The 26,916-nt window shown below is 37.1% G+C and carries 25 protein-coding genes; 21 read left to right on the plus strand and 4 right to left on the minus strand.

Annotated elements, in window-relative coordinates; genetic code table 11:
* Positions 1-142 precede the first annotated feature (142 nt).
* Entirely contained in the window at positions 143-1,540 is a 1,398-nt protein-coding gene (locus tag ACIQXW_RS05190) for an alanine/glycine:cation symporter family protein (protein ID WP_340824725.1), read from the minus strand.
* A 402-nt stretch (positions 1,541-1,942) separates the two neighbouring features.
* Between ACIQXW_RS05190 and ACIQXW_RS05195 the strand changes: the two genes are divergently transcribed.
* Both ACIQXW_RS05195 and ACIQXW_RS05200 read left to right on the plus strand, forming a co-directional pair.
* Positions 1,943-2,632, plus strand: coding sequence for an aspartate/glutamate racemase family protein (locus ACIQXW_RS05195; protein ID WP_402760251.1), 690 nt, complete (start codon positions 1,943-1,945; stop codon positions 2,630-2,632).
* 28 nt (positions 2,633-2,660) lie between these two features.
* Entirely contained in the window at positions 2,661-3,719 is a 1,059-nt protein-coding gene (locus ACIQXW_RS05200) for a DmpA family aminopeptidase (RefSeq protein ID WP_401018396.1), read from the plus strand.
* Between the two features lie 44 nt (positions 3,720-3,763).
* Here the strand turns inward: ACIQXW_RS05200 and ACIQXW_RS05205 are convergent, their stop codons facing one another.
* On the minus strand, positions 3,764-4,219 hold the full coding sequence (locus ACIQXW_RS05205) for a hypothetical protein (RefSeq protein ID WP_402760253.1): 456 nt from the start codon (positions 4,217-4,219) through the stop codon (positions 3,764-3,766).
* Positions 4,220-4,524: 305 nt separating this feature from the next.
* Between ACIQXW_RS05205 and ACIQXW_RS05210 the strand changes: the two genes are divergently transcribed.
* The 11 genes from ACIQXW_RS05210 to ACIQXW_RS05260 all read left to right on the plus strand — a co-directional run bounded on the left by ACIQXW_RS05210 (position 4,525) and on the right by ACIQXW_RS05260 (position 15,612).
* Positions 4,525-5,268 (plus strand): M15 family metallopeptidase, encoded by a 744-nt coding sequence (locus tag ACIQXW_RS05210; protein WP_340824720.1) that lies wholly within the window; start codon positions 4,525-4,527, stop codon positions 5,266-5,268.
* Entirely contained in the window at positions 5,265-6,059 is a 795-nt protein-coding gene (locus ACIQXW_RS05215; protein WP_402760255.1) for a M55 family metallopeptidase, read from the plus strand. The genes ACIQXW_RS05210 and ACIQXW_RS05215 overlap by 4 nt, the downstream gene beginning before the upstream one ends.
* A gap of 76 nt (positions 6,060-6,135) precedes the next feature.
* Positions 6,136-7,152, plus strand: a complete 1,017-nt coding sequence (locus ACIQXW_RS05220; protein WP_402760257.1) for a dipeptide epimerase — start codon at positions 6,136-6,138, stop codon at positions 7,150-7,152.
* Between the two features lie 24 nt (positions 7,153-7,176).
* Positions 7,177-9,003: a peptide ABC transporter substrate-binding protein gene (locus ACIQXW_RS05225; RefSeq protein ID WP_402760258.1), complete on the plus strand. Its 1,827-nt coding sequence runs from the start codon at positions 7,177-7,179 to the stop codon at positions 9,001-9,003.
* 140 nt (positions 9,004-9,143) lie between these two features.
* Positions 9,144-10,088, plus strand: coding sequence for an ABC transporter permease (locus ACIQXW_RS05230; RefSeq protein WP_402760260.1), 945 nt, complete (start codon positions 9,144-9,146; stop codon positions 10,086-10,088).
* Entirely contained in the window at positions 10,088-11,062 is a 975-nt protein-coding gene (locus ACIQXW_RS05235; RefSeq protein WP_401018389.1) for an ABC transporter permease, read from the plus strand. The genes ACIQXW_RS05230 and ACIQXW_RS05235 overlap by 1 nt, the downstream gene beginning before the upstream one ends.
* 11 nt (positions 11,063-11,073) lie before the next feature.
* On the plus strand, positions 11,074-12,135 hold the full coding sequence (locus tag ACIQXW_RS05240; protein ID WP_340824712.1) for an ABC transporter ATP-binding protein: 1,062 nt from the start codon (positions 11,074-11,076) through the stop codon (positions 12,133-12,135).
* Positions 12,125-13,072, plus strand: a complete 948-nt coding sequence (locus ACIQXW_RS05245; RefSeq protein ID WP_340824711.1) for an ATP-binding cassette domain-containing protein — start codon at positions 12,125-12,127, stop codon at positions 13,070-13,072. Before ACIQXW_RS05240 ends, ACIQXW_RS05245 begins: the two co-directional genes overlap by 11 nt.
* Positions 13,069-13,998 carry a S66 peptidase family protein gene (locus ACIQXW_RS05250; RefSeq protein WP_340824710.1) on the plus strand — a complete coding sequence of 310 codons (930 nt, stop codon included), beginning with the start codon at positions 13,069-13,071 and terminating at the stop codon, positions 13,996-13,998. The genes ACIQXW_RS05245 and ACIQXW_RS05250 overlap by 4 nt, the downstream gene beginning before the upstream one ends.
* A gap of 7 nt (positions 13,999-14,005) precedes the next feature.
* Positions 14,006-14,791 (plus strand): serine hydrolase, encoded by a 786-nt coding sequence (locus ACIQXW_RS05255; protein ID WP_402760263.1) that lies wholly within the window; start codon positions 14,006-14,008, stop codon positions 14,789-14,791.
* Positions 14,788-15,612 (plus strand): NlpC/P60 family protein, encoded by an 825-nt coding sequence (locus tag ACIQXW_RS05260; RefSeq protein WP_402760265.1) that lies wholly within the window; start codon positions 14,788-14,790, stop codon positions 15,610-15,612. Before ACIQXW_RS05255 ends, ACIQXW_RS05260 begins: the two co-directional genes overlap by 4 nt.
* Positions 15,613-15,692: 80 nt before the next feature.
* Here ACIQXW_RS05260 and ACIQXW_RS05265 read toward each other — a convergent pair whose 3' ends face one another.
* Positions 15,693-16,451 (minus strand): glucosaminidase domain-containing protein, encoded by a 759-nt coding sequence (locus ACIQXW_RS05265; protein ID WP_402760267.1) that lies wholly within the window; start codon positions 16,449-16,451, stop codon positions 15,693-15,695.
* Positions 16,452-16,881: 430 nt separating this feature from the next.
* Between ACIQXW_RS05265 and ACIQXW_RS05270 the strand changes: the two genes are divergently transcribed.
* The 7 genes from ACIQXW_RS05270 (at position 16,882) to ACIQXW_RS05300 (ending at position 23,940) form a co-directional block, all read left to right on the plus strand.
* Positions 16,882-17,838, plus strand: coding sequence for an ABC transporter ATP-binding protein (locus ACIQXW_RS05270; RefSeq protein WP_402760269.1), 957 nt, complete (start codon positions 16,882-16,884; stop codon positions 17,836-17,838).
* Positions 17,831-19,345: an osmoprotectant update ABC transporter permease/substrate-binding subunit OpuFB gene (opuFB, locus tag ACIQXW_RS05275; protein ID WP_402760271.1), complete on the plus strand. Its 1,515-nt coding sequence runs from the start codon at positions 17,831-17,833 to the stop codon at positions 19,343-19,345. Before ACIQXW_RS05270 ends, opuFB begins: the two co-directional genes overlap by 8 nt.
* Positions 19,346-19,482: 137 nt before the next feature.
* Positions 19,483-20,022: a TetR/AcrR family transcriptional regulator gene (locus ACIQXW_RS05280; RefSeq protein WP_402760273.1), complete on the plus strand. Its 540-nt coding sequence runs from the start codon at positions 19,483-19,485 to the stop codon at positions 20,020-20,022.
* Positions 20,019-20,345 (plus strand): DMT family transporter, encoded by a 327-nt coding sequence (locus ACIQXW_RS05285; protein ID WP_402760275.1) that lies wholly within the window; start codon positions 20,019-20,021, stop codon positions 20,343-20,345. The genes ACIQXW_RS05280 and ACIQXW_RS05285 overlap by 4 nt, the downstream gene beginning before the upstream one ends.
* A gap of 12 nt (positions 20,346-20,357) precedes the next feature.
* Positions 20,358-20,690, plus strand: a complete 333-nt coding sequence (locus ACIQXW_RS05290; protein ID WP_340824700.1) for a DMT family transporter — start codon at positions 20,358-20,360, stop codon at positions 20,688-20,690.
* 430 nt (positions 20,691-21,120) lie between these two features.
* Positions 21,121-21,552, plus strand: a complete 432-nt coding sequence (locus ACIQXW_RS05295; RefSeq protein WP_340824698.1) for a hypothetical protein — start codon at positions 21,121-21,123, stop codon at positions 21,550-21,552.
* A gap of 114 nt (positions 21,553-21,666) precedes the next feature.
* Positions 21,667-23,940 (plus strand): YheC/YheD family protein, encoded by a 2,274-nt coding sequence (locus tag ACIQXW_RS05300; protein WP_402760277.1) that lies wholly within the window; start codon positions 21,667-21,669, stop codon positions 23,938-23,940.
* Between the two features lie 191 nt (positions 23,941-24,131).
* Here ACIQXW_RS05300 and ACIQXW_RS05305 read toward each other — a convergent pair whose 3' ends face one another.
* Entirely contained in the window at positions 24,132-25,337 is a 1,206-nt protein-coding gene (locus tag ACIQXW_RS05305; RefSeq protein WP_340826484.1) for an ATP-grasp domain-containing protein, read from the minus strand.
* Between the two features lie 151 nt (positions 25,338-25,488).
* Here ACIQXW_RS05305 and ACIQXW_RS05310 point away from each other — a divergent pair, with 151 nt between their 5' ends.
* On the plus strand, positions 25,489-26,886 hold the full coding sequence (locus ACIQXW_RS05310; protein ID WP_402760279.1) for a Mur ligase family protein: 1,398 nt from the start codon (positions 25,489-25,491) through the stop codon (positions 26,884-26,886).
* Positions 26,887-26,916: the final 30 nt, after the last annotated feature.

Consider the following 26,916-nt stretch of genomic DNA (forward strand, 5'->3'; position numbering starts at 1 on the left):
GGCAAAATTCAAAATTGTTTGAGTGCCTGACACTATTGATGGAATATTCTAAATTGTTCGGGTGCCTGGCACATCAAACGGGCACATCAAACGGCACAAAAATGCCATCCATCAAGATTAAGCTTGATGGATGGCATTTATTTTATGAACGGTCATCTTCCCAGCATTCTGTATTTTTCAATTCTGGGATAGATTTTGCGTAAAAGACAGGGTTTTTTCCTTTTTTACGTTGCTGCGTGAAATCGTCTAAAACTCGGAATGCTATTTTACCGAGAATCATAATAACCGTAATATTGATTAGCGCCATTAGCCCCATAAATAGATCGGCTAAGTTCCAAACAAGTTGTACTTGAGCTACTGAGCCGAACATTACCATGGCAAGTACTAAAATGCGATATACAGTCATCCAGCCTTTGTGCGCATTGATAAACTCAATATTTGATTCGCCGTAATAATAATTACCAATAACGGAGCTAAATGCGAAGAAAATAATACTAATAGCAATAAAATAAGGTGCCCAATCGCCAACATGTACAGCTAATGAGTTTTGCGTAAGGATGATCCCATCACTTTCACCTGTCTTGTATAAACCTGCCAAAATAATAATAAAAGCAGTTGCTGAACAAATCATAATTGTATCAAAAAATACGCCTAAACTTTGCACGAGACCTTGTTTAGCAGGGTGTGAAGTATTGGCTGTTGCAGCTGCGTTTGGCACACTACCCATACCGGCTTCATTGGAAAATAATCCTCTACGAACACCTTGCATAATGGCAATTCCAATCGCCCCGCCAGCCGCTTCTTGAAGCCCAAAAGCTTGAGAGAATATGAGCTTGAACACTGTTGGAATTTCTCCTAAATTTGTTGCAACGACGTAAAGAGCAACGAGTAAATAAAATACGGCCATTACAGGTACAATTACTTGTGTAAATTTAACAATTCTATGTACACCACCGAAAATAATCATCGCCGTTAGCACAACTAATAGAATGCCAATAACAACTGGTTTAATATTAAATGCTTCACCTACAGAAGTAGCAATCGTATTTGACTGTACAGCGTTAAAAATAAAACCAAAGCTCAATGTTAAGAGAATACTAAAAACGATTCCTAGCTTACGTTGTCCTAATGCCTTTTCTATATAATAGGCAGGACCACCACGAAAAGTATCACCGTCTTTTACTTTATAAACTTGAGCCAGTGTACTTTCAATAAAAGCTGTTGCCATACCGAGAATGGCAATAATCCACATCCAAAATACCGCGCCAGGGCCACCAACACCGATGGCAAGTGCAACACCAGTTATATTACCAGTACCTACACGCGACGCTGCGCTAATCGTAAAAGCTTGAAACGGAGAAACACCAGATTCACCATCTCTTTTCTCAGCTATTAAACGAAACATTTCAGGAAAAAGACGTATTTGTACAAACTTAGAGCCAATTGAAAAATATAATCCAGCTGCTAATAATAATATAATTAAGAGGTACGTCCATAAAATATTATTCGTGTCATCTACAATATTTGAAATCCATTCCATTTATCTTCCTCCTTTTTTCAATAAGTTTTTATTTTACACTTTTTTTTAATTAAACATCAAATTATTGAAAATTCATAATAATAAAATGATATTTTGCTTTTGAACTGAATTGTTATTTTGTAAATATTTAGATGGTGGTAAAATAGTAGTAAAGGAAAAAAGCTGGTGTTGGCTACAGTGGTTGCGGCTCATTCTTTTCAAATTAGTATTCATCTTGGTTTTTGTTTTATACCTATAAATAGTAAAGAAGGAGTGATTGTTTTTAGTATAAAGAACTAAGGAAAACGCTGTTATTGACAAACGAAGTAGTCTTTTCCCTCCTATTTTAATAAAAATTTACGATAAAATCACGGGAGAGGTTAATGACGCAAAGAGGATTTTTATAGAAAAGGAGTTGATGATTTGAAGACGATTGGATTAATTGGTGGTATGAGTTGGGAGTCTTCAGCTATGTATTACCGTCTTCTTAATGAGAAGGTACAGCAGCAATTGGGTGGCTTACATTCAGCAAAATGTATTTTATATAGTGTTGATTTTCAAGAAATTGAGCATTATCAAGCGAATGGACAATGGCAAAATGCGGGGGAAATATTAGGGGAAGCGGCATTATCATTAGAAAAAGCAGGTGCCGATTTTATTGTCATTTGTACAAACACAATGCATAAGGTAATGGATGTTATTGAGACGAATATTACAATTCCGATTTTACATATTGCCGATGCAACTGCCGTTCAAATTCAACAAGCTGGTTTACAAACTATTGCATTGTTAGGTACAAAATATACGATGGAACAATATTTTTATAAAACTAGAATCGAACAGTTTGGCATTAACGTAATGGTGCCAAACGATGAAGAACGAACAGTCACCAATCGAATTATTTATGAAGAGTTATGTTTAGGTAAAATTGAACGGACTTCAAAAGAAGCCTATTTACAGATTATTGAAAGCCTTGTGAAATCTGGCGCACAAGGAATTATTCTAGGTTGTACTGAGATCGGATTGTTAATTCAGCAAGAAGATGTTTCAGTCCCTGTTTTCGACACGACCATTATTCATGCGTTAGCCGCTGTAGATAAGGCACTAAAATAGAGAAAGGCCATTGATAAGGAGCGATAAAATGACAAAAAAAGTGCGGGAAATGGGAATTGCTATTGGCACGTTACCAATAGGTAAAAAAAATTGTATTACCGATGTACAAGGTGTGCAAGTAGGGCATGTCACTCTTGATGAAAAGTTAAATGAAGAAGGAGCATACGCTTGTACAGGGGTAACGGCCATTTTACCGCATGGTGGAAATTTATTTCAACAAAAAGTTACTGGTGCAAGTTATGTGTTAAATGGTTTTGGCAAGACAACAGGACTCGTTCAAGTAAATGAACTTGGTGTGATTGAATCGCCAATTATGCTGACAAATACTTTTGGTGTGCCTGCTGTAACACAAGGAACTTTGCAATATATGTTAGAGACGAATAAGGAAATTGGCGATAGCACAGGGACGATTAATCTTGTTGTTGGGGAATGTAATGATAGTTATTTAAATTCTATTCGGGCATGTCCAATCACACCAGTCCACGCATTAGAAGCGATTTATAACGCATCTGAAGATGTAGCAGAAGAAGGCGCTGTTGGGGCAGGAAAAGGGATGATTTGTTTCGGCTATAAAGGCGGGATAGGATCATCATCGCGCATTGTGACATTAGAAAATGGAGAAGAAATCAACTATACAGTCGGTTGTATGGTTCTAAGTAATTTTGGCCATAGCTCAGAGTTTTTAACTGAACACTACAACGTGCCAAATGCTCAAAGTAACACTGTATTATCACCAACGGATGGCTCGATTATCATTGTGTTGGCAACGGATGCACCCCTTAGTAGCCGCCAACTAACTCGTGTTATTAAACGCTGTGGAATCGGACTCGGACGAACAGGTAGTCATTATTCTCATGGAAGTGGCGATATAGTGATTGGCTTTACGACGGCAAGACTTATTTCACATAGTACAGATCAATTTTTGGAGACACGACAGCAGCTACGCGAAGATCACCCAATTATGAATCAGTTATTTACAGCCGCAGCAGAAGCAACAGAGGAAGCCATTTTAAATTCACTTTCACAGGCGCAAACAACTACTGGTCGAAACGGTCATGTAGTAGAAGCTTATAAATTTAAAAATTAAACGAAAAGCTATTGAGCACTAAAGTGTTTCAATAGCTCTTTATTTTATACTAAAAATAACTGTAAAAATTTCTTTATGTCGTTTTCTACTGCTTGTAAATCACCGTATATTTTTTGCTCGGCTAAAAAATAGGCATCGGATAAATGCAGTATTTCTTTTAATATCCATTCAGCACGTTCCTCTAACTGAATATAGTCATTTAGTCTAAATAGCATTGACGCCACTTCACCTAGATTCTTTGAGTATGTATATTCACAACTGAGCATGCCAAGCAGAATTTGTAAAGGAGAATCTTTATAAGGGCTTCCATAAAAGGAATGTAATAATGAACAGATATCGTTCGGTTTTGCTTTTGATGATAAAGAAATATCAATTAATTCAACTGGTGGATGTTCAAGTTTTTCGATAATAGCGTCTGCCCAATCAATAACGTCTTTTATTGTAAAATATCCTATTATAATTCCTAAACGATACACCTCTGCCATCACTTTTATTTCCATAGTAAACTCCTTTTAAAACTACAATTTTAGGCAAAATGACCACGATGCCATTATTTGATTTATTTCGGCTGGATTATACAACCTTCAATATAAAAATTCGCTAAATACTTATAAAATAGCTAAAATTTCTCCCCTTGTATTAATTTTTTCCCTATTTATAGCATAATTTGTGTAATCAGTAGAGAATAGCTAATATTTTGACATTATCCTTTTTTTATCTAGTCAACAATTATGTGGTATGTTAATATTCAATGAAAATACTGAATTATCTAATAATTTTACTTGTTTCCTACAAAGAGGTGGGTATGATGCAAGAAAAGATTTATCAGCCGATTGAAGTGAATTATACTCCGAAGAATCAACAACCAACTCCTATCATTCAAAAAAGCTTCGAGCCTTTGATTAAAATTGACAAACAACAATCTAGAATTTTTACTCAACCTGTTTATTACCTACAACAAATTGCTAACAGTTTACAATCCATTTATTTGCGTAAAGAAGCTTTTGAGCGATTACAGCAAGCTTTATTGCTATTGCCTGAAAATTATAGCTTTATTTTATATGACGGATACCGTCCATTCCAGGTGCAACAATTTTTATTTTCGCATTTTTCTGAAGAAATCCAACATCAACATCCAAATTTTACAAAAGAAGCTGTTTTTAAAGAGACGTTAAAGTATGTGGCTTTTCCATGCGAAGGTCAAGAGCATTTTGTTCCGCATGTAACAGGTGGAGCGATTGATTTAACTCTAGGCGATGATAAAGGCAATGCGTTAGATCTTGGTACAGCATTTGATGAAATTAGTGAAAAATCAGCAACCCGCTATTTTGAACTACATTCTGATGAAAATAAGGAAGCATGTGTTCATCGTCGTCTTTTGTATAACTGTATGACGGCGGTAGGATTTACGAATTATGCTGAGGAATGGTGGCATTATGACTTTCACAATATTGCTTGGGCGAGAAGGGTAAATGCTAAAGAAGCCCATTACGGTGCTATTGAAGCAAAGATTGAAAATTATTTAATAAAGGAGTATCGATATTTATGAAAGTTTATATAAGTGCAGATATTGAAGGCATTACAGGAACAACCTCGTGGAGTGAGACAGAACTGAATGGACCAGATTATCATTTTTTTCAGAAACAGATGACGAAGGAAGTTGAGGCAGCAATTGAAGGTGCGCTAGTTGGTGGTGCAACGGAAATTTTATTGAAGGATGCCCATGACTCAGCTCGAAATCTTGATATTGCAAACTTGCCCATCAATTGTAAAGTCATTCGTGGTTGGACATATGACCCGATGTGTATGGTAGCAGGACTTGATCGTAGCTTTGATCGTGCGATTTTCATTGGGTATCACAGTAAAGGAGGAAGCGAGCGCAATCCATTAGCACATACGCTTTGTGTATTTGCAGATATTAAAATAAACGGCGAATATGCAAGTGAATTTCTCATTAATACGTACGCTGCCTCCCTACATGGCGTTCCAGTATCTTTTGTCAGTGGGGATGTTGGGCTTACGGAAGAGATTCAATCATTCAATAGCAATATCGTAACATTTGCCACTAAAGAGGGGGTAGGCAATGCAACAATAAGTGTCAGTCCTCAATTGGCAATCGCCGAAACAAAGCGACTTGTAGAAGCATCAATGAAAATATCACGGAATGACTTACAAGTGACATTGCCCGACCGATTTGTAGTGGAAATTATTTACCGTGACCATACACGTGCCTACCGAAACTCATTTTATCCGAACGCAACGTTTAAGCCGCATAACACAGTCGAATATGTAACAGATGATTATTTTGAAGTGCTTCGAATATTACAGTTTTTAACATAAGAATAGACTGTAGGTGAATAAATGAAAATTAAAAATATAGTTGTAAGGAAGGTCGAAGCTCGAAGCTCCGCTCATTGTGCCATTTAAAACGGCATTGCGAACTGTTCATAGCATTCAAAATATTGCTGTTTATGTCCATACAGAGGATGGTCACATTGGCATAGGTGAAGCAGCACCAACTGCAGTCATTACAGGTGAAACACTTGGTTCGATCACACATGCGATCGAACACTATATTAAACCAGCAATTTTAGGCATGGATATAGAAGAAATGGCATCCATTATGGAGCGTTTAGATAAAAGTCTTTATCAAAATACGAGTGCTAAGGCAGCAGTTGATATGGCACTTTATGATTTACATGCACAGCACTACAAAACCCCGTTGTATAAATTACTAGGGGGCTATCGAAAGGAATTAATAACGGATATTACAATCAGTGTGAATAATACTGAAGAAATGATAAAAGATAGCCTTGCTGCAGTAGAGCGTGGCTTTCAAATACTAAAGATTAAGGTTGGAAAGGATCCAGCAACAGATGCTAAGCGGGTGCTGGCAATACGGGATGCTGTAGGCGATGCGATAACATTACGAGTTGATGCAAATCAAGGATGGACGCCGAAGCAAGCAGTGCGAATTATAAGTGCACTTGAAGATGCAGACGCCAATATCGAATTAGTCGAACAACCTGTTCACTATGATGACCTTGTCGGCATGCAATATGTGACAGCCAATACAATCACTAATATTTTGGCTGATGAAAGTGTATTTTCAGCAAAAGATGCCTTCACGATCATCGAACGACGTGCTGCCGATTTAATCAATATTAAGCTAATGAAAACAGGTGGCATTTTTCAGGCGCAAAAGATATGCAACATAGCAGAAGCCAATGGCATTCCTTGTATGATTGGTTGCATGCTTGAAACCAAAATAAGTGTCAGTGCGGCAGCGCATTTCGCTGCCTCACAGAAAAATATCACAATGGTAGATTTAGACGGACCGAGTTTATGTATGAATGATCCTATTGCAGGAGGTCCCATTTTTAACAATGATCGAATAACGATGACGGATGCAATTGGAATAGGATTTTCATGATAAAAAAAGCTAAGGGGGATGCTTATGATGAAAAGGAAATGGTTTCTTTTAGTATGTCTGGTCGCCTTACTTTGTGCTGCCTGTAGTAATGATTCTTCGGACGAAAAAAAATCTGAGTACCGGGTCGTTTATTCAGGAGAGATTAAAACATTAAACTATTTAAAAACATCAGAAACAAATGAATTTGCTGTCGCTGCAAATTTAGTTGACGGGCTAATTGAATACGATAAGTACGGTGTCGTTCAACCAGGCATAGCGAAAGAATGGTCATCAAACGAAGATGCAACTGTTTGGACATTTAAGCTACGTGATGATGTGAAATGGGTTACGCATGAAGGTAAGGAGTATGCCGATGTTGTGGCCCAAGACTTTGTGGATGGCCTCAATTATGTGTTAGATGCAAAAAATGAATCTTCTACCGTATGGAGTGCGACCGTTGTAAAAAATGGTGAAGCGTTCTATAACGGCGAGCTTACTGATTTTTCGAAGGTGGGAATCAAGGCTATCGATAAATCGACGGTTGAATATACTTTAGAGGCGCCTACACCTTATTTCCTTTCGATGTTGAACTATGTATGCTTCTTCCCTGTAAATGGAAAATTTTTAGCTGAAAAAAGTGATAAGTTTGGTACTACACGTGAGAACTTCCTTTATAACGGTGCATATATATTAGATAAATTTGAACCTCAAAATGAGCGTGTTCTTGTGAAAAATGACACGTATTGGGATAAGGATAATGTCCTGATTGATCGAATTCGCTATAAGTATAATAAAGAAGCGGCAACAGTTGCTCCAGAGCTATTTTTACGTGGCGAAATCGATTCAGCAGATATTCCAACATCCATTATTGACGAATGGTTCAATGATGACAAGAAAAAATCGCAAGTACGTCAAACGCAAAATAATTTTTATTCGTATTTCTATGCTTTAAACTTTAATCCGCAATTCGATGCGGAATATGAACCTGATAACTGGAAGGTCGCTGTCAATAATAAAGATTTCAGAAAATCATTATTCCATGCATTTGATCGTGTATCAGCGATGCTTACAGTCGAACCGTTTAATCCTCAAGATTTACTAAGTAATACCATTACACCGAAAAATTTTGTAGATGTTGAAGGAGTTGACTATACACAATTAGAACCATTAGCTGCGATAACAAGCAATGATTCCTTTAACAAAGATTTAGCATTAGAGTTTAAGGAAAAAGCAATGGCAGCGCTAGAAGGGAAAGCGACATTCCCAGTAAAGGTATTGATGCCATATAACTCTGGGATGCCAGATTGGGCAAATCGTACACAAGTTATTGAACAACAAATCGAAAAATTATTAGGTGTGGACTACGTTGATATTATCGTAGAAGCGGGTCCATCGACAGGCTTCTTATCAGAAGTTCGACGTCCTGGTAAATTTGCATTAATAGAAGCAAACTGGGGTCCAGATTATGCGGATCCGTCAACGTATACAGAGCCATTTAGCGTGGATGGCACTTACAATAAGCCGGAATTAGCGGAAGGGTATACAGAAGCAAACGGTCAAACAATCTACTTGAATTTATTGGATAAAGCGAAGGCAACAATTGAGACAGAAGAACGCTATAACCTATTTGCCAAAGCGGAAGCCTTCCTAATTGAAGAGGCGTTTGTAATTCCATACGCCGTTGGTGGGAGCGGTTATGTTGCTTCAAAATTAAATCCATTTGAAGCCCAATACTCACCATTTGGTGTGACAGCAGAGAAGTTTAAAGGGCAAAAGGTGTTAGAAAAACCAATGAGTAATGATGAGTTTAAGGCAGCTTTGGCACAGTGGGAGCAGGAACGTGCGAATGCATTAACGAATGCAACAAAATAACAGCGTGGATTAATCATTACCAAGATTCAATCAGATAGCAAAAGTGGTGATTTTTCAATACAGAGGAGATGACCGAAAATGCTGATTCGGCATCTCCTTCGTGCTTTGTAAAAGTATTTAACTGGAGGGGAGGGCTTTGTATGTTGTGGTATGTAGGAAAGCGTTTGTTACAATCTGTTATTACGCTGTTTATTATTATCACGATTGTGTTCTCGTTATTACGATTAATGCCCGAAGAAGGATATTTAGGGGCAGCGGCAGAGAAAATGTCACCGGCTCAAAAAGAAACTTATTTAAAAAGTTTAGGGTTACGTGATCCACTGCCTGTTCAATTGGGGAATTTTTATGCGGATTTATTTCAAGGTGATTTAGGCAAATCTGTTACATATCGTACGGATGTGCCTGTAGTCACAATTATTTCAGATAAAATAACGTATTCTTTGTTATTTGGATTAGGAGCTGTAGCTTTATCGCTTCTTATCGGTATGCCACTCGGCATTTTGATGGCTCAAATGAAGGGACGCTGGTTGGATCGACTAGGGACTGGCTACATTGTGTTTGTCGTAGCTGTACCAGCTGCAGTGTATTACTTAGTAATTCAAATGTATATTACGGACATTTTTCATTTGCCGATGCTTTTTGATGAATATAGGCCCATTACGTGGCTATTACCGCTTACGTCAATGGCGTTAGCACCGACCGCTTCCTACGCGATGTGGATGCGCCGTTACATGGTAGATGAACTAAACAAAGATTATATTAAGCTAGCACGTGCAAAAGGAGTGAAAGAGCGCACATTGATGTTTAGTCATGTACTGCGCAATGCATTTATCCCGATGGCGCAATATTTGCCAGCAACAATCCTCTTTACTATCACTGGCTCTATTTATATTGAATCATTGTACTCTATTCCAGGAATGGGAGGATTACTAGTTGATGCTATTCAACGGCAGGATAATACGATTGTACAAGGCTTAGTGCTTGTTTTTTCATCACTTGGTATTATCGGTTTGATTTTAGGAGATATTGCCATGGCACTCGTTGATCCACGCATTAAATTAGGGAAAGGGGAGAGTGTGCGCTAATGAGCATTTATACAGAAGAGATAGATAATATATCAGACAAATCTCGTGCTGAACTATTTGAGTTTTTTGAAGCTAGTGATCATCAGGCGGAAGAAACAGCCTACTCCAATTATTCCTATTGGCGTTCTACTTGGCAATCTTTTTTGAAAAACCGTATGGCTGTCTTTTTATTAGTAATTGTTTGTATCATTGTAGCTTTCACGATTTTTCAGCCATATTTACCCGCACAAAAATCACCAACTGAAATATACCTCGATGAACAAACGGGATTACAGGCACGTAATATTGCACCGAACGCTGAATTTTGGTTTGGCACTAATTCGATTGGGCAAGATTTATGGTCTCGTATTTGGGCTGGGACAAGAACATCGTTAATGATTGGCTGTGTTGTTGCATTAGTTGAAGCGGTTGTAGGAATTACAATCGGCACACTATGGGGCTTCTCTCGTAAATTAGAAATGCCGATTACTCAGCTTTATAACGTAGTAGATAATATTCCAACAACAATTGTCCTTATTTTAATGTCATATATATTACGGCCTAGCATTTCGACCATTATTATTGCAATGTGCATTACAGGGTGGGTGGAAATGGCACGTTTCATCCGTAATCAGATTGTTATTTTACGAGATCGAGAATATAATTTAGCATCAAAATGTTTGGGGACACCAGACTATCGAATTATTATTAAAAATCTACTACCGTATTTAATATCTGTCATTATGCTTCGGATGAGTTTGGCGATTCCATTTGCAATTGGAGCAGAAGTATTTTTAACGTATATCGGCTTAGGATTACCGATTAGCGAACCTTCATTAGGGAATTTAATTAACGAAGGTCGTGTTCTTATGATGTCACCAGATTTGAGGTATCAGTTAATTTTCCCAAGCATTGTACTAAGTATTATTACAATAGCATTTTATATTATTGGTAATTCATTTGCAGATGCAGCAGATCCTAAAAATCATGTATAGGGGGGATTGAAATGGTAGTGGAGCAAACAAAATCCCGTATTTTAACGATTCAAAACTTAGTCATCAAATTTACACTTCGTGGCCAAGTTCTCACGGCAATTCGAGATATTTCCCTTGAACTATATAAAGGTGAAAGCCTTGCCATTGTTGGCGAATCTGGTTCAGGTAAATCAGTGCTCATGAAATCAATCATGGGCTTACTCGATAAAAACGGTACTATCGAGCAAGGGCAAATTTTATACAACGATATGGATTTAGCACAGTTTAAAACGGAACAACAGTGGTTGAATATCCGAGGTAAAGAAATAGCGATTGTTACACAGGATCCTATGACATCTTTAAATCCATTAAAAACAATCGGTAAGCAAATAGAGGAGTGTGTTGTGTTACACCAAGGGCTAAAAGGCAAAAGCGCATATGCAGAAACTCTTCAATTATTAACGGATGTCGGTATTTATGATGTAGAGAAGCGCTATAAGCAATACCCTCACGAATTTTCAGGAGGAATGCGTCAACGTATTGTTATTGCCATTGCACTCGCATGCAAGCCGAAAATTTTAATATGTGATGAGCCAACAACAGCATTGGATGTAACCATTCAAGCACAAATTTTACAGCTTCTAAAAAATCTTCAGCAAAAATACGGACTGACAACTGTTTTTATTACACATGACTTAGGCGTTGTAGCAAAAGTCGCAGATCGTGTCGCCGTAATGTACGCAGGGGATGTTATCGAAGTTGGTGGCACACATGAAGTATTTTTTAATGGTAAGCATCCATATACATGGGCGCTTATTTCTTCTTTACCTCAGCTTGGGTCGAAAGGGGAACAGCTCTACGCCATTAAGGGGACCCCTCCAAACCTTTTTAAAGAAATTAAAGGAGATGCTTTTGCCCCGCGCAATCAATTTGCCTTAAAGATCGATTACGAAATACGTCCACCATTTTTTCAAGTAAGTGAGACACATTATGCCCGTACATGGCTATTAGATCCTCGTGCACCAAAAGTAGAGCCTCCCACAGCGCTACAAGCATTTTTTGAAGAAGGGAGACTGTATGCCAATGAGCAATAAAGAAGTATTAGTCGAAGTGAAAAACTTGAACATTGTGTTTGGTAAAGGGAAAAATAAGTTCGTGGCAATTGACAATGTTAGTTTTAATATTTATAAAGGCGAAACATTCGGCTTAGTAGGTGAATCGGGCTCAGGGAAAACGACCATTGGCCGTGCCATTATGCGTATCAATGAAGTAACCGGTGGTCAAATATTGTATCATGGCAAGAAAATAAACGGCAAAATCACAAAAGATTGGGACCGTGACATTACGCAAAAAATTCAAATGATTTTTCAAGACCCGATGGCATCGCTCAATGAACGGGCAAAGGTAGACTATATTATTTCAGAAGGTCTCATGAATACGAAAAATTTTAAAGATGAGGCTGACCGTCAGCAAAAAGTACAAAATGCGCTATTAAATGTTGGCCTATTGCCTGAATTCGCTAGTCGTTTTCCTCATGAATTTTCTGGCGGTCAGCGTCAACGCATTGGGATTGCGCGTGCATTAGTGATGGAGCCTGAATTTATTATTGCGGATGAGCCAATTTCCGCACTAGACGTGTCCATTCGAGCGCAAGTGCTTAATTTGCTATCGAACATTCAAGAAAAAAATAACTTAACATACTTATTCATTGCCCACGATCTATCAATCGTACGATTTATTACGGATCGTACTGCCGTCATTTATAAAGGGAATATTGTTGAGTTAGCAGAGACAGAAAAGCTATTTACTAACCCAATTCATCCATATACGCGGGCGTTGCTATCAGCAGTACCTGAGCCAAATCCATATAAGGAGCGGGCGAAAGTAGTAGAAGTTTATAATCCATTACAGCATCGATATGATTTGGCGCCACCTTCATTTGTGGAAATTGAGCAAGGGCATTTTGTTTTAGCAAACGAAGAGGAAATCGAAAATTACCGTACATCAAAAAAAGTGGAGGTAAGCGAATGATTCGACCTAAAGCTTTAACAAAAGGGGATACAATCGGACTTATCAGTGCTTCAGGTGCTACGCCACCAGAAAAGCTATACCCTGCAATCGACAGTATTGAGAAACTCGGTTTTAACGTAATAGTGGGGGAAACATGTCGAGCAAGACATGGTTATTTAGCTGGTTCAGATGAACTTCGTGCGCATGATGTAAATGAAATGTTCCGTAATCCTCATGTCGATGGGATTTTCTGTATACGAGGAGGATACGGGGCAACGAAGATTTTACCTAGACTTGATTTCGAGATGATTAAAGAAAATCCAAAGGTGTTTGCAGGTTATAGCGATGTGACTGCATTACATATCGCCTTTAATCAAAAATGTGGTTTTGTTACTTATCATACGCCAATGCCATCGACGGAATTTATTGCTCAAAACATGGATCAATTTACGTGGGATTCATTTATGAAGCAGGTGATGGCAACAGATAACAACTGCTTGCTGCTAAATCCTCCCCAACAACCAATGACAACACTCGTTACGGGTAAAGCGACAGGGCAACTTGTTGGTGGCAATTTAACATTGATAACGGCATCATTAGGCACGCCGTATGAAATTGATACAAAGGGTAAGATTTTATTTTTGGAAGATATAGATGAGAGCGAGCAACGTGTAGATCGCATGCTTACGCAATTAAAATTAGCTGGTAAGCTCGATGAAGCACAAGGGTTGTTACTAGGTGCTTGGACGAATTGTGGACCTGAAAATCCGAAGCAGCCAGAACGTAGCTTATCATTAAACACTATTTTTGAGGAGATTTTAAAACCGTTAAAGAAACCAATTTTAATGGACCTTACCTGTGGTCACTGTTTACCGACGATGTCACTTCCTTTAGGTCGCATAATTACAGTACACGCAGACACGCAAAAAATTAAAGTTATAGGATAGGTGAACTATGCAACAGACGATTCAACATATTATAGATGACGCTCCGTATAAAGTGCATATGTTTGTAAAAGAATTGAAGACGAATCAGTTCATTATTAAAGAACGCATAGATGAGCCATTCTCTAGTGCAAGTTTAATTAAAGTGCCAATACTTATCGCCATATTGGATTATTTAGAAAACCACAATGTGCCATTAGAACAAGTTATGACGATAAGTCGCGAGGACTGGGTCGATTATAGTGTAATTAGCGAACAAAAATTAACGACAAGTACAATTTATGAACTGTTAGTATGGATGATTACGACAAGTGACAATACAGCGACAAATGTATTAATTGATTTTATCGGGATGGATGCACTTAATAAGTTCTTTCGTAAAATTGGTTTATCACATACACAAGTGCAACGAAAAATGATGGACTTCGAGCGACTTGCAAAAGGTGTTGACAATATTACCTCTGCACGTGATATGGCACATCTTTTTAGCGATATTTATGCAAAAAATCTACTAAATCCTGTATTTAGTCAGCTTGTAATTGATATTTTGTGCCGCCAGCGATTTCATGAATCTTTAAGACGGTATATAGCCGATGATGTGGAAATAGCCCATAAAACAGGTGGTCTTGATAGCGTTGACCACGATGTAGGAATTGTTTACAGTGACGTTCATAATTATTGTATTGGGGTATTTATTACAGAAGTTACTGAAAATGATATCGCTCGGCAAATAATAGGTCATCTATCAAAGGCCGTTTATGACAATCTAATCCGATTGAAAGGAGAGGCGACATGAATGCAATTGTCATTGCTATGATTGCAAATTTACATGCTAAACCAGATAGTGCTTCGGAGCTGATTGATGAAGTCCTCTATGGTATGCCTGTTCAAGTTATAGAGGAGCTAGCGAACGATTGGGTCCGTATTCAAACTGCCTATCGCTACGAAGGCTATTGTGAGAAAAGGGATTTGCTCATAGATGATCAGGAAACAAGTACGTGGCTTCAAAAAGCCCAACATGTTATTAACCAGCGTTTTGCGGATGTTTTACAAGAACCGAAAATTCAAAGCTCGATAATAATGACATTCGTAAAAGGGTCAGTTGTGCATGTCGTTTCAGATGAGCCATTAAATAAGGAATGGGCAGCAATTCAATTGGCGACAGGAGAAATAGGATATTTACGTCAACAATGGCTGCTCCAAAAAGTTGCAGAAAATAGCCTTACGGAGTATGTCTTCCGAGAAAATGTCGTGCAAACGGCACTTAGCTATTTAGCAACCCCGTATCGCTGGGGAGGAAAGTCACCGCTTGGCATTGATTGCTCTGGCTTGTGTTCAATAGCTTATATGCTAAATGGCATAACGATTTTCCGTGATGCTAAAATCGCAGAAGGTTTTCCAATTAAAGAAATAACATTTGAACGCATGCAAAAAGGAGATTTATTATTTTTCCCAGGTCATGTGGCAATGTATATTGGTCAGACACTTTATGTACATTCATCGCTCGGTGGCAATGAGGTTAATATTAATAGTCTAGATGAACAGCATGCGTTATATCGTAAAGATTTAGCAACGACCATTACAGCAGTTGGGAGCTTATTTTATAAAGAACGATGAATCTTGAGAGAAAAAAGAGGTATTCAACGGTCAGGATGTTGAATACCTCGTAGTTTGCTATTTTTAGGTAGCTTTTTTTCTCAATATTGATAAATATTTAATTGTTGCCCAGCTTCAATAGTATCTGTGCGAAGCTGGTTCCATTGCTTAATAGATGTGACCTTAACATTATGAGCCTGTGCAATATGCATCAGAGAGTCACCATCTGCGACTGTAATGGTTTTTTTAATTTTTACGGGGCTGTCATATTGTTGTAGGTCGTACTTGGCAATTAGGTTATTTAGCTTTTCATTGTATGTTGAATCCGTTGCGTAGGAGCCTGTTAAAAATTTTGTCGCATCTGTATAGGACTTTGTATTACTTTTAAAGACACCAGTATAAAAATTTTTGTTCCACGATACACCGTTGCGAAGTAAATGGACATAATCCTTCATGGATTCTTCATAGGAAGGATATTTGCGGAATTCAGCCATCACAGTTGTTAGATTACCAGAGCCATCATCCTCAAATGTTTCAAGTGTCACGGAATCGTTTTGATATTTACCTTTCATGCCAAATAGATTGTTATTAGGAGATGAACCAAGACCACTTTCCCCTTGCTTGCTCTCTAAAATGGCTTGTGCAATCATCACAGATGCATAGAGGTCGTTTTCTGCTCCAAGCTGCCTTGCAGTTTCTGCAATGGAGCCAATAAATTCTTCAACACTCGGACCTTCATCTACATATTCTTGTACGGGATTATTGGTAGACTTGAATAGCTGGATCATCATATAAGTGGAAATACTGATTACGGATGCTATGACAACCATTCCGATTAATAGTTTTTTTAATAATCTCATGTAGTTTATAGATGTTGAATATTTGCAACACCTTCCTCCTTTCTTTTCGAAAAATAGATTACTCTCTTATTATTGTAAAACAATTAGATAATAAAAAGCATCGTTTTTTCATTAGAATTCATAATTAATAGAACGAACTTTAACAAGAAAAAGTTTCGTTATATTAGCGTTTGTCTCTAAGAAGTGTATGAAAGTAGGTTATTGACATATCGTTATAAAACAAAAAGTTGAAATACTTTTTTGTGGTATTAATATAAAATTATGTAAAATAAAGTAGTGGGAATTAAGTGGTTATGATGGACAGTATTAGTTCGGCAGCTTTTTGCAGTTTATCTTCTGGAGAATGTGGAAAGATATACTGGAGAGACGAGCGGTGCTAGCCAATTTATCAAAAAAAGTGAGAACTTTTCATTAACAAGGAGCTTAGAGTATGATCGCATTTGAGAATGTTACGAAAACATATGAAAACAACCAAGTTGCAGTGAATTCCATCAATCTTGAAATAAAGAAAGGAGAATTTTTTGTCATTATAGGCCCTAGTGGTTGTGGAAAAACGACACTACTAAAAATGATCAATCGATTAATTCATTTGACTGAAGGAACAATACGAATTAACGGTAAAAGAATTAGCGATTATAACATACATGAACTACGATGGAATATTGGTTATGTGCTCCAACAAATTGCTCTTTTTCCGCATATGACCATACAAGAGAATATTGCGGTTGTCCCTGAAATGAAAAAATGGAGTACGACAGAAATTTCTCAACGAGTTCGTGAATTATTAGAAATGGTAGGGCTTGAACCAGACAAATATAGTGAGCGCAAGCCGAAGGAGCTTTCAGGTGGTGAACAGCAACGGGTTGGTGTTATTCGTGCATTGGCCGCAGATCCTGAAATTATATTAATGGATGAGCCATTTAGTGCACTAGATCCAATAAGTCGTACAAAATTGCAAGATGATCTTCTAGAGCTTCAACGAGCGATACAAAAAACAATCGTATTTGTTTCCCATGATATGCAAGAAGCGTTAAAGCTAGGGGATCGTATATGTGTGATGAAGGATGGGGAAATTGTCCAAATTGGTACACCACAAGACATTATACAAAATCCAGTAAATGATTTTGTACAAAAATTTATTGGGATAAAGGACGATCCATTCAGTGTATTTACCATTCAACAAGTAATGGAACCATTTGCTGAAAAGGCGCATCAAAATTATGTTCATTCTAGTGTTGCCGTAGACGATTCCTTACAGCACATTCTTCAGCAATTGGCTCAACAAGAATGTGTTGTAGTGAAAAATGATACTGAAATAATTGGAATCATTACAAGGCAATCCATGCTATATTTTTTAGCCTCAAAACGAGGTGATGCAAATGATTAATTTTTTTGAAGTTTTGAATGAACGTAAAGGTCAGCTAATTGCTTCATTAATAGAGCATGTTCAAATTTCTTTCATTGCCCTATTTTTTGCAGTAATTATTGCTATACCTCTTGGAATTTATTTAACGAATAAAAAGAAAATAGCAGAAAGCGTTATCGGTATTAGTGCAGCTTTACAAACAATTCCTTCATTAGCTCTATTAGGTTTGTTAATTCCGTTGCTTGGTATTGGGAAAACACCTGCTATTATTGCCCTTGTTGTCTATGCGCTTCTTCCCATTTTACGCAATACATTTACAGGCATAAATGAAGTAGACCCGTCTTTGAAGGAAGCGGCAATGGCGATGGGGATGAATACAACTAGAAGACTAGTGAAGGTAGAACTGCCACTTGCGATGCCTGTAATAATGGCGGGCATACGGACAGCAATGGTCTTAATAGTCGGAACAGCCACACTAGCAGCATTAATTGGTGCTGGTGGGTTAGGCGATATTATTTTGCTTGGTATTGACCGCAATAATACATCACTTATTATCTTAGGTGCTGTACCAGCCGCTATTTTAGCATTAGTATTTGATTATCTATTGAAAAAGCTAGAATCACTGTCATTTAAAAGAACAGTTACGGCATTAAGTGCGATTTGTGTGGCGGCAATCGTGTTAATTGTGTTGCCATTCTTAAACTTCAATGACAAAGAGGATATTGTGATTGCGGGGAAACTTGGATCTGAGCCAGAAATATTGATTAATATGTACAAATTATTAATTGAAAATGACACAGATTTACATGTGCAATTAAAACCTGGACTTGGTAAAACTTCCTTTGTCTTTAATGCACTTAAATCAGGAAGCATCGATATTTATCCTGAATTTACAGGTACAGCAATAGCAGAGTTTTTAAAAGAGCAAGCGGTAAGTAATGACCAAGAGGATGTTTATAAACAAGCAAAAGAAGGCATGCTGGAAAAATTCGATATGGTCATGCTCAATCCAATGCAATACAACAACACGTATGCATTGGCCGTTTCAAAACAAATGGCTGATACCTATCAATTACAAACGATATCAGATATTAAAGCTATTCAAGACACAATTAAAGCAGGCTTTACGTTAGAATTTAATGATCGTGAAGATGGCTATTTAGGCATTCAAAAGCGCTATGGTATTAATATTGCTTCTATTACAACGATGGAACCAAAGCTTCGATATCAAGCTATTCAATCAGACAATATCGATTTATTAGATGCATATTCAACTGACAGTGAGTTACGACAATATGATTTGACTGTTTTAATAGATGATCAACAGCTATTCCCACCATATCAAGGTGCGCCATTGTTAAGAAAAGAAACACTCGAAAAGTATCCTGAGCTTGAAAAGGTATTAGGCAAGCTTGCCAATCAAATAACGGATGACGAGATGCGTGAAATGAATTATCAAGTAAACGTTGAGGGAAAAAATATAGAAGATGTAGCACGGACATTTTTAGAAAATGCAGGATTGCTGTAAATCTGAACGTGTAGAGAAAGTCCCAAATAATGCATATTATTTGGGACTTCCTTTGTTGACGATACTTCATGTGCCGTTATACAATAAAAAAAGACCGTCCAGACGGTTTTTATTACGAGTTTTTAAGGAGGGATACGATGTCATCGAAGGCAGATTTAAAACGTGCCCATATTATCCACACGGCGATTCAATATTTAAAGGAACATGATTTACATACTTTAACGTTGGACAAAATTGCCCAAAAGGCGAATATCAGTAAGGGTGGTCTTCTGTATCATTTCAAATCAAAGGATGAGCTTTATTTGGCTATTGCACAAACCATTATGACTGAATTTGTCGACTCTTTTGAAGCTATAACTCAGCTGGAGCACGGCACTGGTAAAAGAACAAGGGGGTTCATCTTAGCTTCACAAAAAGATTATGAAGACGGAGCTTGGATTAATATAGCCATACAAATTATTCAGAATGATAATCACTCGATTTCCATTGCCTATGAGCAATTACTCGAAAGTCTGTTACATGATGGCCTTGAACCATCAATCGTTCATATGATTCGCTTAACGATTGATGGTTTGTATTATTCCAAGTTATTAAATATCGCACCAGTATCTAAGCAAGTAACTGAAACTGTTTTTGATCAATTATTGCAAATGACGAGAAAGGACGATCAAACATGAGTGCATTAGGTTTTTTATTCATTGCAATAGTTGCGGAGGTTTTTGCCAGTTCAATGTTGAAACTAACTGCAGGATTTAAACGGTTATTACCTTCACTAGGAGTTGTCATAGGGTATGGCGCAGCCTTTTATTTTTTATCATTAACATTGCAATCTTTACCGATTGGCACTGCCTACGCAGTATGGGCAGGATTAGGCACAGCGTTAACGGCTGTTGTTGGCGTTGTTTTTTATAAAGAATATTTTTATGTCAAAAAGCTTGCGGGCATTTTATTAATTATAATCGGTGTGGTAATTTTAAACCTCGCCGGCGGAAGCCATTAGGGGGATTTAAGAATGAAAGGTTATATATATTTAACGATATCTATTGTCTGTGAAGTGTTTGCGACAACGATGCTCAAGCTATCTGAAGGATTTACAGTACTTGGTCCATCAATCGCAGTTGCCTTTGGTTATGGCATTTCTTTTTATTGCTTGTCTTTATGTTTAAAAACTTTACCATTAAGTTTAGCCTATGCGATTTGGTCAGGGGTTGGGACAGCCCTAACAGTCGTTCTAGGCATTGTCATTTGGGGAGAGATTTTTAATCTCTATACAGCAATTGGCATTTCATTAATCATCGGTGGTGTAATTCTGCTCAATCAAGGGAATCAACATCATGCACATTAGTTTTGCAGAAGAAACGCTTGGAACCGCGGAAATAATATATTGTATCGCGGGAAAATCGTAGCGAAGTGCGGAATTAAAGCATAGAATTGCGGGAAACCGTTGCGAAGCGCGGAAATAAAGCATAGAATCGCGGGAAACGCATTGCGAAGCGCGGAATTAATACATTGAATCGCGGAAAAACCGCACTGAACCGCGGAATTAATGCAATACTTCGCGGAAATTTCATATCAATATTGTGAAGGATGCTAGGTAAACTCCTAGCATTATTTTTTTTTTATGTAAAACGCCGTTATTTTTTAGTGTCACCTTATAAATTATGTCGTCATATTTCGATAACGTACATATTATAACGAGAAAGGACAAATAAATTTTCTGCTACCGTTCGAGTAATGATACATTGCGAAAATGGAATAGGAAGGGGCTGGGGAAATTGGGTGTTGAAAAAGGAAGAAACCACTTTGTAAGTGAAGCGCTATACGATATAAAAGCACTTCAGGATATAATCACAGATTTTCATTCGAAATATTATGGTCAGCTTCTTGTAAAAATAGTTGGTAGTGATACCATTCCCTTTTTTTTAATAACGCACAATGGAGCACATTTACGATTAATAGATACTGTCAAACAATTTGAAACAGAGTATTTCCGTATAGAAGAAATTGATAAGGAGCGTTGTCGAGGAACTATTTCACTGTTACGAGCTTATGATTATGAAGGCAATGAAACGAACTCAATTGCTGATGTTGTACGACTAGAAAGAACAACTACAGAAAAGTCTATTGAGTTAGGCAGTATTTCAGCTATACAGCTATTAAATCCTGATTTATTAAAAAAGAAATTCATCATTGAGCCTAAGTGGTAAGAAACGTTCTATTGTAAAACTACTAAAATAATTGAAAAACTAGAGCATCTGTCCATATGCAAGCTGCGTAATCTGAATTTAATAGAAAGAATCTATAGAAAGGAAGATTAACGCATGACAATTATAGGGATGTTGCATCATCGTCTAGATCCTAAAACTGTTCTCAAGTCATATGCATATGCAGCAGTTGCAAAAGCAGAAGGGGTAGAATTTTTTTACTTTACACCTAGAAAGGTAAACTTTGACAACCGTACTATCGATGGGAAGGTATTAGAAGATGGGCAATGGCATGAAAGAGTGATGCCCTTTCCAGATGTCATTTATAATGCTGGAAGTCCAGAAAAATTATCGGTGTCAAAAGATATTATAGAGAGATTGAAAAAGGAAATACCGTTTACTACACATTCTATAGGGAATAAATGGAATGTTATGGAGCGGTTAAAAGAAGCCAAAGAATTTGATAAATATATTATTCCTACAGAAATAGTAAAAAACATCGATGTATTTCATAGCTATATTGCCCATCATAAAAAAATAGTATTTAAACCGATTGATGGTCGGAAAGGTAAAGGAATTTACTTCATTATAAAAATAGGGGATACATTCGAGGTAAGGCAAAATAGCGATAACCGTATGTATTCAAAACCCCAGTTAAACGCATTAGTAAATGAACTACTTGCTACGGGAACATTTATTATGCAGCCTTATATTCAATCGAAAATGAAATCGGGTCAAGTATATGACTTTCGTCTTCATGTGCAAAAAAATGGTGAGGGAAAATGGGTTGTGACGACGGTTTATCCACGAATAGCGCCACATGGCTCAATTATTCCTAATATAAATAACGGGGGATATACAAATTATTTAGATCCATTTTTGGAGCAGGAATTTCAGGAAGAAGCTTTTAATATACGACGAATGTTAGAGCATTTTTCATTATCTTTGGCACGCCATTTAGATGACATTCAGATGACGAAGTTTGGAGAAGTCATTGATGAAATTGGAATCGATGTTGGGCTAGATTCACAGCAAAGAATTTGGGTTTATGAAGTAAACTGGCGTCCAGGCTGTCCACCAGCATTTTATTTAGAATTAGATGTCGTGATTCATTCAATTCGCTATGCAAAATACTTAGCAGAAAACCACCAACATGTAAAAAAAGCGAAGGTCAAACAAAAACCAAAACTTGTAGATGCTAAACCAAAACTTGTAGATGCTAAACCAAAACCAGTAGAGCAAAAGCCTAAGGTTGTAGAGCCTCAGCCTCAGCCGGTAGAGCCAAAGCCAAATTATGTAGAAGCAAAAACCGACAAACCGATTATTGCAATTACTGGAAGTGCAGGAAAGACAACATCGAAGGCATTTTTAGGATCTATATTATCTAAAAAATGGAATGTATTCGAATCTAAAGATTATTGGAATACGACTGAGCATACTAAAAAACATGCTGAAGAAATTAATGAATCCCACCAAGCCGTCGTTCTTGAATACGGAATGGCCTATCCAGGGATTATTACGAATCACTGTAGCATTATTCAACCGAATATTAGTATCGTTACGAATATCGGTCTTGCCCATGTTGGTAACTTTGATGGTGATGTGAGACTAGTGGCGAAAGCGAAATCAGAATTGATTCAAGGTATGGACCAACAAGGGTTACTTATTTTAAATAAAGATGATGAAAACTCGAAATATTTATTGACGGATCAATTTAAAGGGAAAATACTGACAACTGGAGTGAAGACAGAAGCAGACTATCGAGCTTACGATATTCAATATAAAGAAAATGGCATGTCCTTTAAAATGAAACTCCAAGGGCAGGAAATCCAATTATTTATTCCAATATTAGGAGAACATCATGTATATAATGCGCTAAATGCAATCGCGGTTGCGGATTATTTAGGGTTTACGCCACAGGAAATAAAAGCCGGTTTACATTTCAAAAAACCTCCAAGAAGATTGACGGTTTATAACTGTCGTGAAAATATAACGGTTATTGATGACACTGTGCATTCCCATCCTCAAGGTGTAAGGGCTGCTCTTGAAGTACTGACAAATGTCGGTAAGAAAAGGCGGATTGCAATTATTGGTCAGATGCGAGAACTAGGAGATTTAAGAGAAGAAGAATATCGTAAATTAGGTGAATATATTGCTGACCAAAGTATTGATCTTTTAATTACTTATGGGTTCAGGACCGAAGAAATTGGTGCAGCAGCAAAGGCTAAAGGAATGAAACAAGAGAACATATATCATTACACGAACAAAGATCAATTGCATGCCTTGCTGGAGGAACTGATTAAGCCTGATGACACGATTTTAGTGAAGGGTGCAAGTAAAACTAATATGTTTGAAACGGTTAAATTTTTAGATAAAACATTTAAAGCATAAATAACATAACCCGAGCAGTTGCCAAATTGATAGGTCAACTACTCGGGTTGTTTATGTTTGTGCTGTATTTAAAATGATATGTACTAATTGAATGTCGTACTTGGATGTGTAATTTTAGAGCGGATGTAGCAGGACGAAGCTACATCCGCAAAACTGCTTCATTTGTAATCCTTACAAGTGTATTGAAAAATTTATAAGGCTTTTATTAGAAATTTGATTTCCTTAGCGGCTGTTATGGCATTATTTTTAGCTTGAGCTAACGATTTGCCCTCAGCAATAACGTAGGCATAGCGATGCCCCATCGATAATGGCGGGGTTAAAATTGTTCCTTTTCTAGGTTTTACATAGACATCTACAACACCTGTTGATTTTGATGCCCTTGTTCTTCCAATTACTCTTTCTAACACACCTTTACTTTCTACAATCACATATTTTGTGAAAATGTACTTATTATGGCGTGGGTTTACATTAGGTTGTTCACCTAAAAATAACTTAAGTGTTTCTTCCACATAACTAAATCCGAATGCAGCATGTAGCATGTTATTCATAGCGCCCCCTGAAATTCTAGGGTTTATTTCAATGAGCTTCCAACCGTTCTCAGTTAAGCGAAGTTCTAAATGCAATGTTCCATTTTCAATATCAAATACATCAACGATCGAATGGAGCACCTCTTCAATTCCTTTTTGAATATGCGGAGGCACTTCTGCGAGTACACCATAGCCAGTAATAATAAATCGCTTTCCTTGTGTGATTTCTTGTTCAATAATGCCAATCGTATGAACTTGGCTCTTATAAACAAGAGCTTCAACTAAATATTGAGGGCCATCAATATATTCTTCAATCATGATGGTTTCCCCGGGATTTTTGTTTTGGAGAAATGTAAGGTGTGTATCGAGTTGGTCTTTATTTGTCGCGAACAGTACGTCTTTAGAACCTGTTGATTTAGGTGATTTAACGATAAGTGGAAATACCATATTATTTGTAAATGATTCATGTGGTTTTTTTAGAACAAACTTAGGGGAATAAGGTTGATCCTTTAAAATATTCCTAGTTTTTTCTTTATCCTCCATCATTTCAATAGCAGATGATGACGTATAGTTTTGACAAAATTCATCACATAAAATAGAGGCAATATGAACAAAGGGGTCTACAAAACTAACAATTGATTTTATCTCTAATCCGGCATCAAACAAATTGTGAATTTCTTCTATCATATCTTCTATATTAGAGGTGTCGATAAGAACCATTTTATGAATGTCTGGGTAGGCTTTTCTCTGTTCTAATTGTTTTGTATTGTTTGTGAAGAGTACCGTAAAGTAACCCAACTTTTCTGCTGCTTTTATCGCTTCACGACTAGATCCAGATTTGTTTGTACCTATAAATATAATTGCCTTCAGTATAATCACTCCTTCAGTTGGCACTTGGATTATTAATATACATTTTATATATATGCTGTGAAATAGTTTTCTTCTAGTTATGTATCATGTTTACATCCAAGCAACTTTTGTGTCCATTCATATAATAGAAATGAAAGGAGTGTGAATTGATATGAAGCCTCTATCGGTGAAGAATTTAACAGCGATTACTGCAGGTAAATTATTGCAAGGGTCGGATGAGGTGCTGATCCAGTATGGCGCATATCGACTAAAACAAGTTAAAAAACCGTATACTGCACTTTTTACAAACAAACGCATTATCAACTGGAAAAGTCTAGAGTCACTATCCCCACTAGTACTTGTAACAGATCGTTTGTATAGTCAGCATGAAATTCCTCAAAAAGTAATCATCATTCAAGTAGAGAATGCAGATGAGGCCTACTGGAAGTTTGTACATTATTATCGTAGTCAATTTGAAATCCCTGTTATTGCAATTACCGGTACCTCTGGAAAAACAACAACGAAGGAGATGATTAAGCATATTCTTTCTGCCGAAAAAGAAGTTGCTGCAACTACTTTAAGCAGTAATTCTAGAACAGCTTCTTTGCAATATTTACTTAGCATCGATGATGAAACAGAAGTTGCAGTTTTTGAAACAGCGGTTGGTTCACCTGGGGATGTAAGGAATGCAGGGAAGTATTTCAAGCCGACTATCGGCATTATTACCAATATTGGAGCCCACCATTTAAACTATTGTAAAACGTTAGATGGTTATATACAGGCAAAAGGTGAAATGGCTGAAATTGTGAATCCAGCAGGGTCATTAATTCTCAATGCGGAAGATGCTAATATAAAAAAAATCGATTTGTCGAAATTCAAGGGAGATATTATTAAAATCGGGCAGCATGCATCATGTGATTTTAAAGCAAGCCACATTCGGTATGTTGAAAATGGCATGCAGTTTACAATGCATCACAATATGAAAAAATATGACGTTTTCGTCCCTGGATTTGGAGAGCATCAAGTATATAATGCATTAGCCGCAATTGCTGCTATTAATGAATTAAATGTACCGATTTCGTTAGCAATTAAACAATTAGCGTCATTCAAGAAAATGAAAAAGCAGCTACAACTTTTTGAAGGCATTAATAATTCACTGTTAATAGACGATACTTGGAGTTTAACAACGACTTCATTAGAAGCAGCTTTAAAAGTCTTAAATTCAATAGGAGATGGCAGGAAAAAGATAGCCGTTATTGGAACGATTACCGATTTAGGATCGTGGGGTTATGTCATCCATGAGCAAGCAGGAGAGTTAATCAATCGTATTGGTGTAGATGTGCTTATTACAATAGGAGAGCACGCCCGAATTATGGCTGATCATGCAGTGAAACTAGGATTTAGTGACCCTGTTTATACTTTTAAAAATAGTACACTCGTCTATAAGTTATTACATGAAATAGTAGATGAAAATACAATTGTCCTGATAAAGGGAGATATGTATAGTAAACAAATTTCCGATTTGGCAGCAGATTTAAAAATAAAAAAATCATTTAGAGATACAAGGTAATGATGGATGCAATGGCAACAGGATAAATAC

The sequence above is a fragment of the Lysinibacillus sp. NPDC097162 genome, from assembly GCF_044762185.1.
In the GTDB taxonomy this organism is placed as follows: domain Bacteria; phylum Bacillota; class Bacilli; order Bacillales_A; family Planococcaceae; genus Lysinibacillus.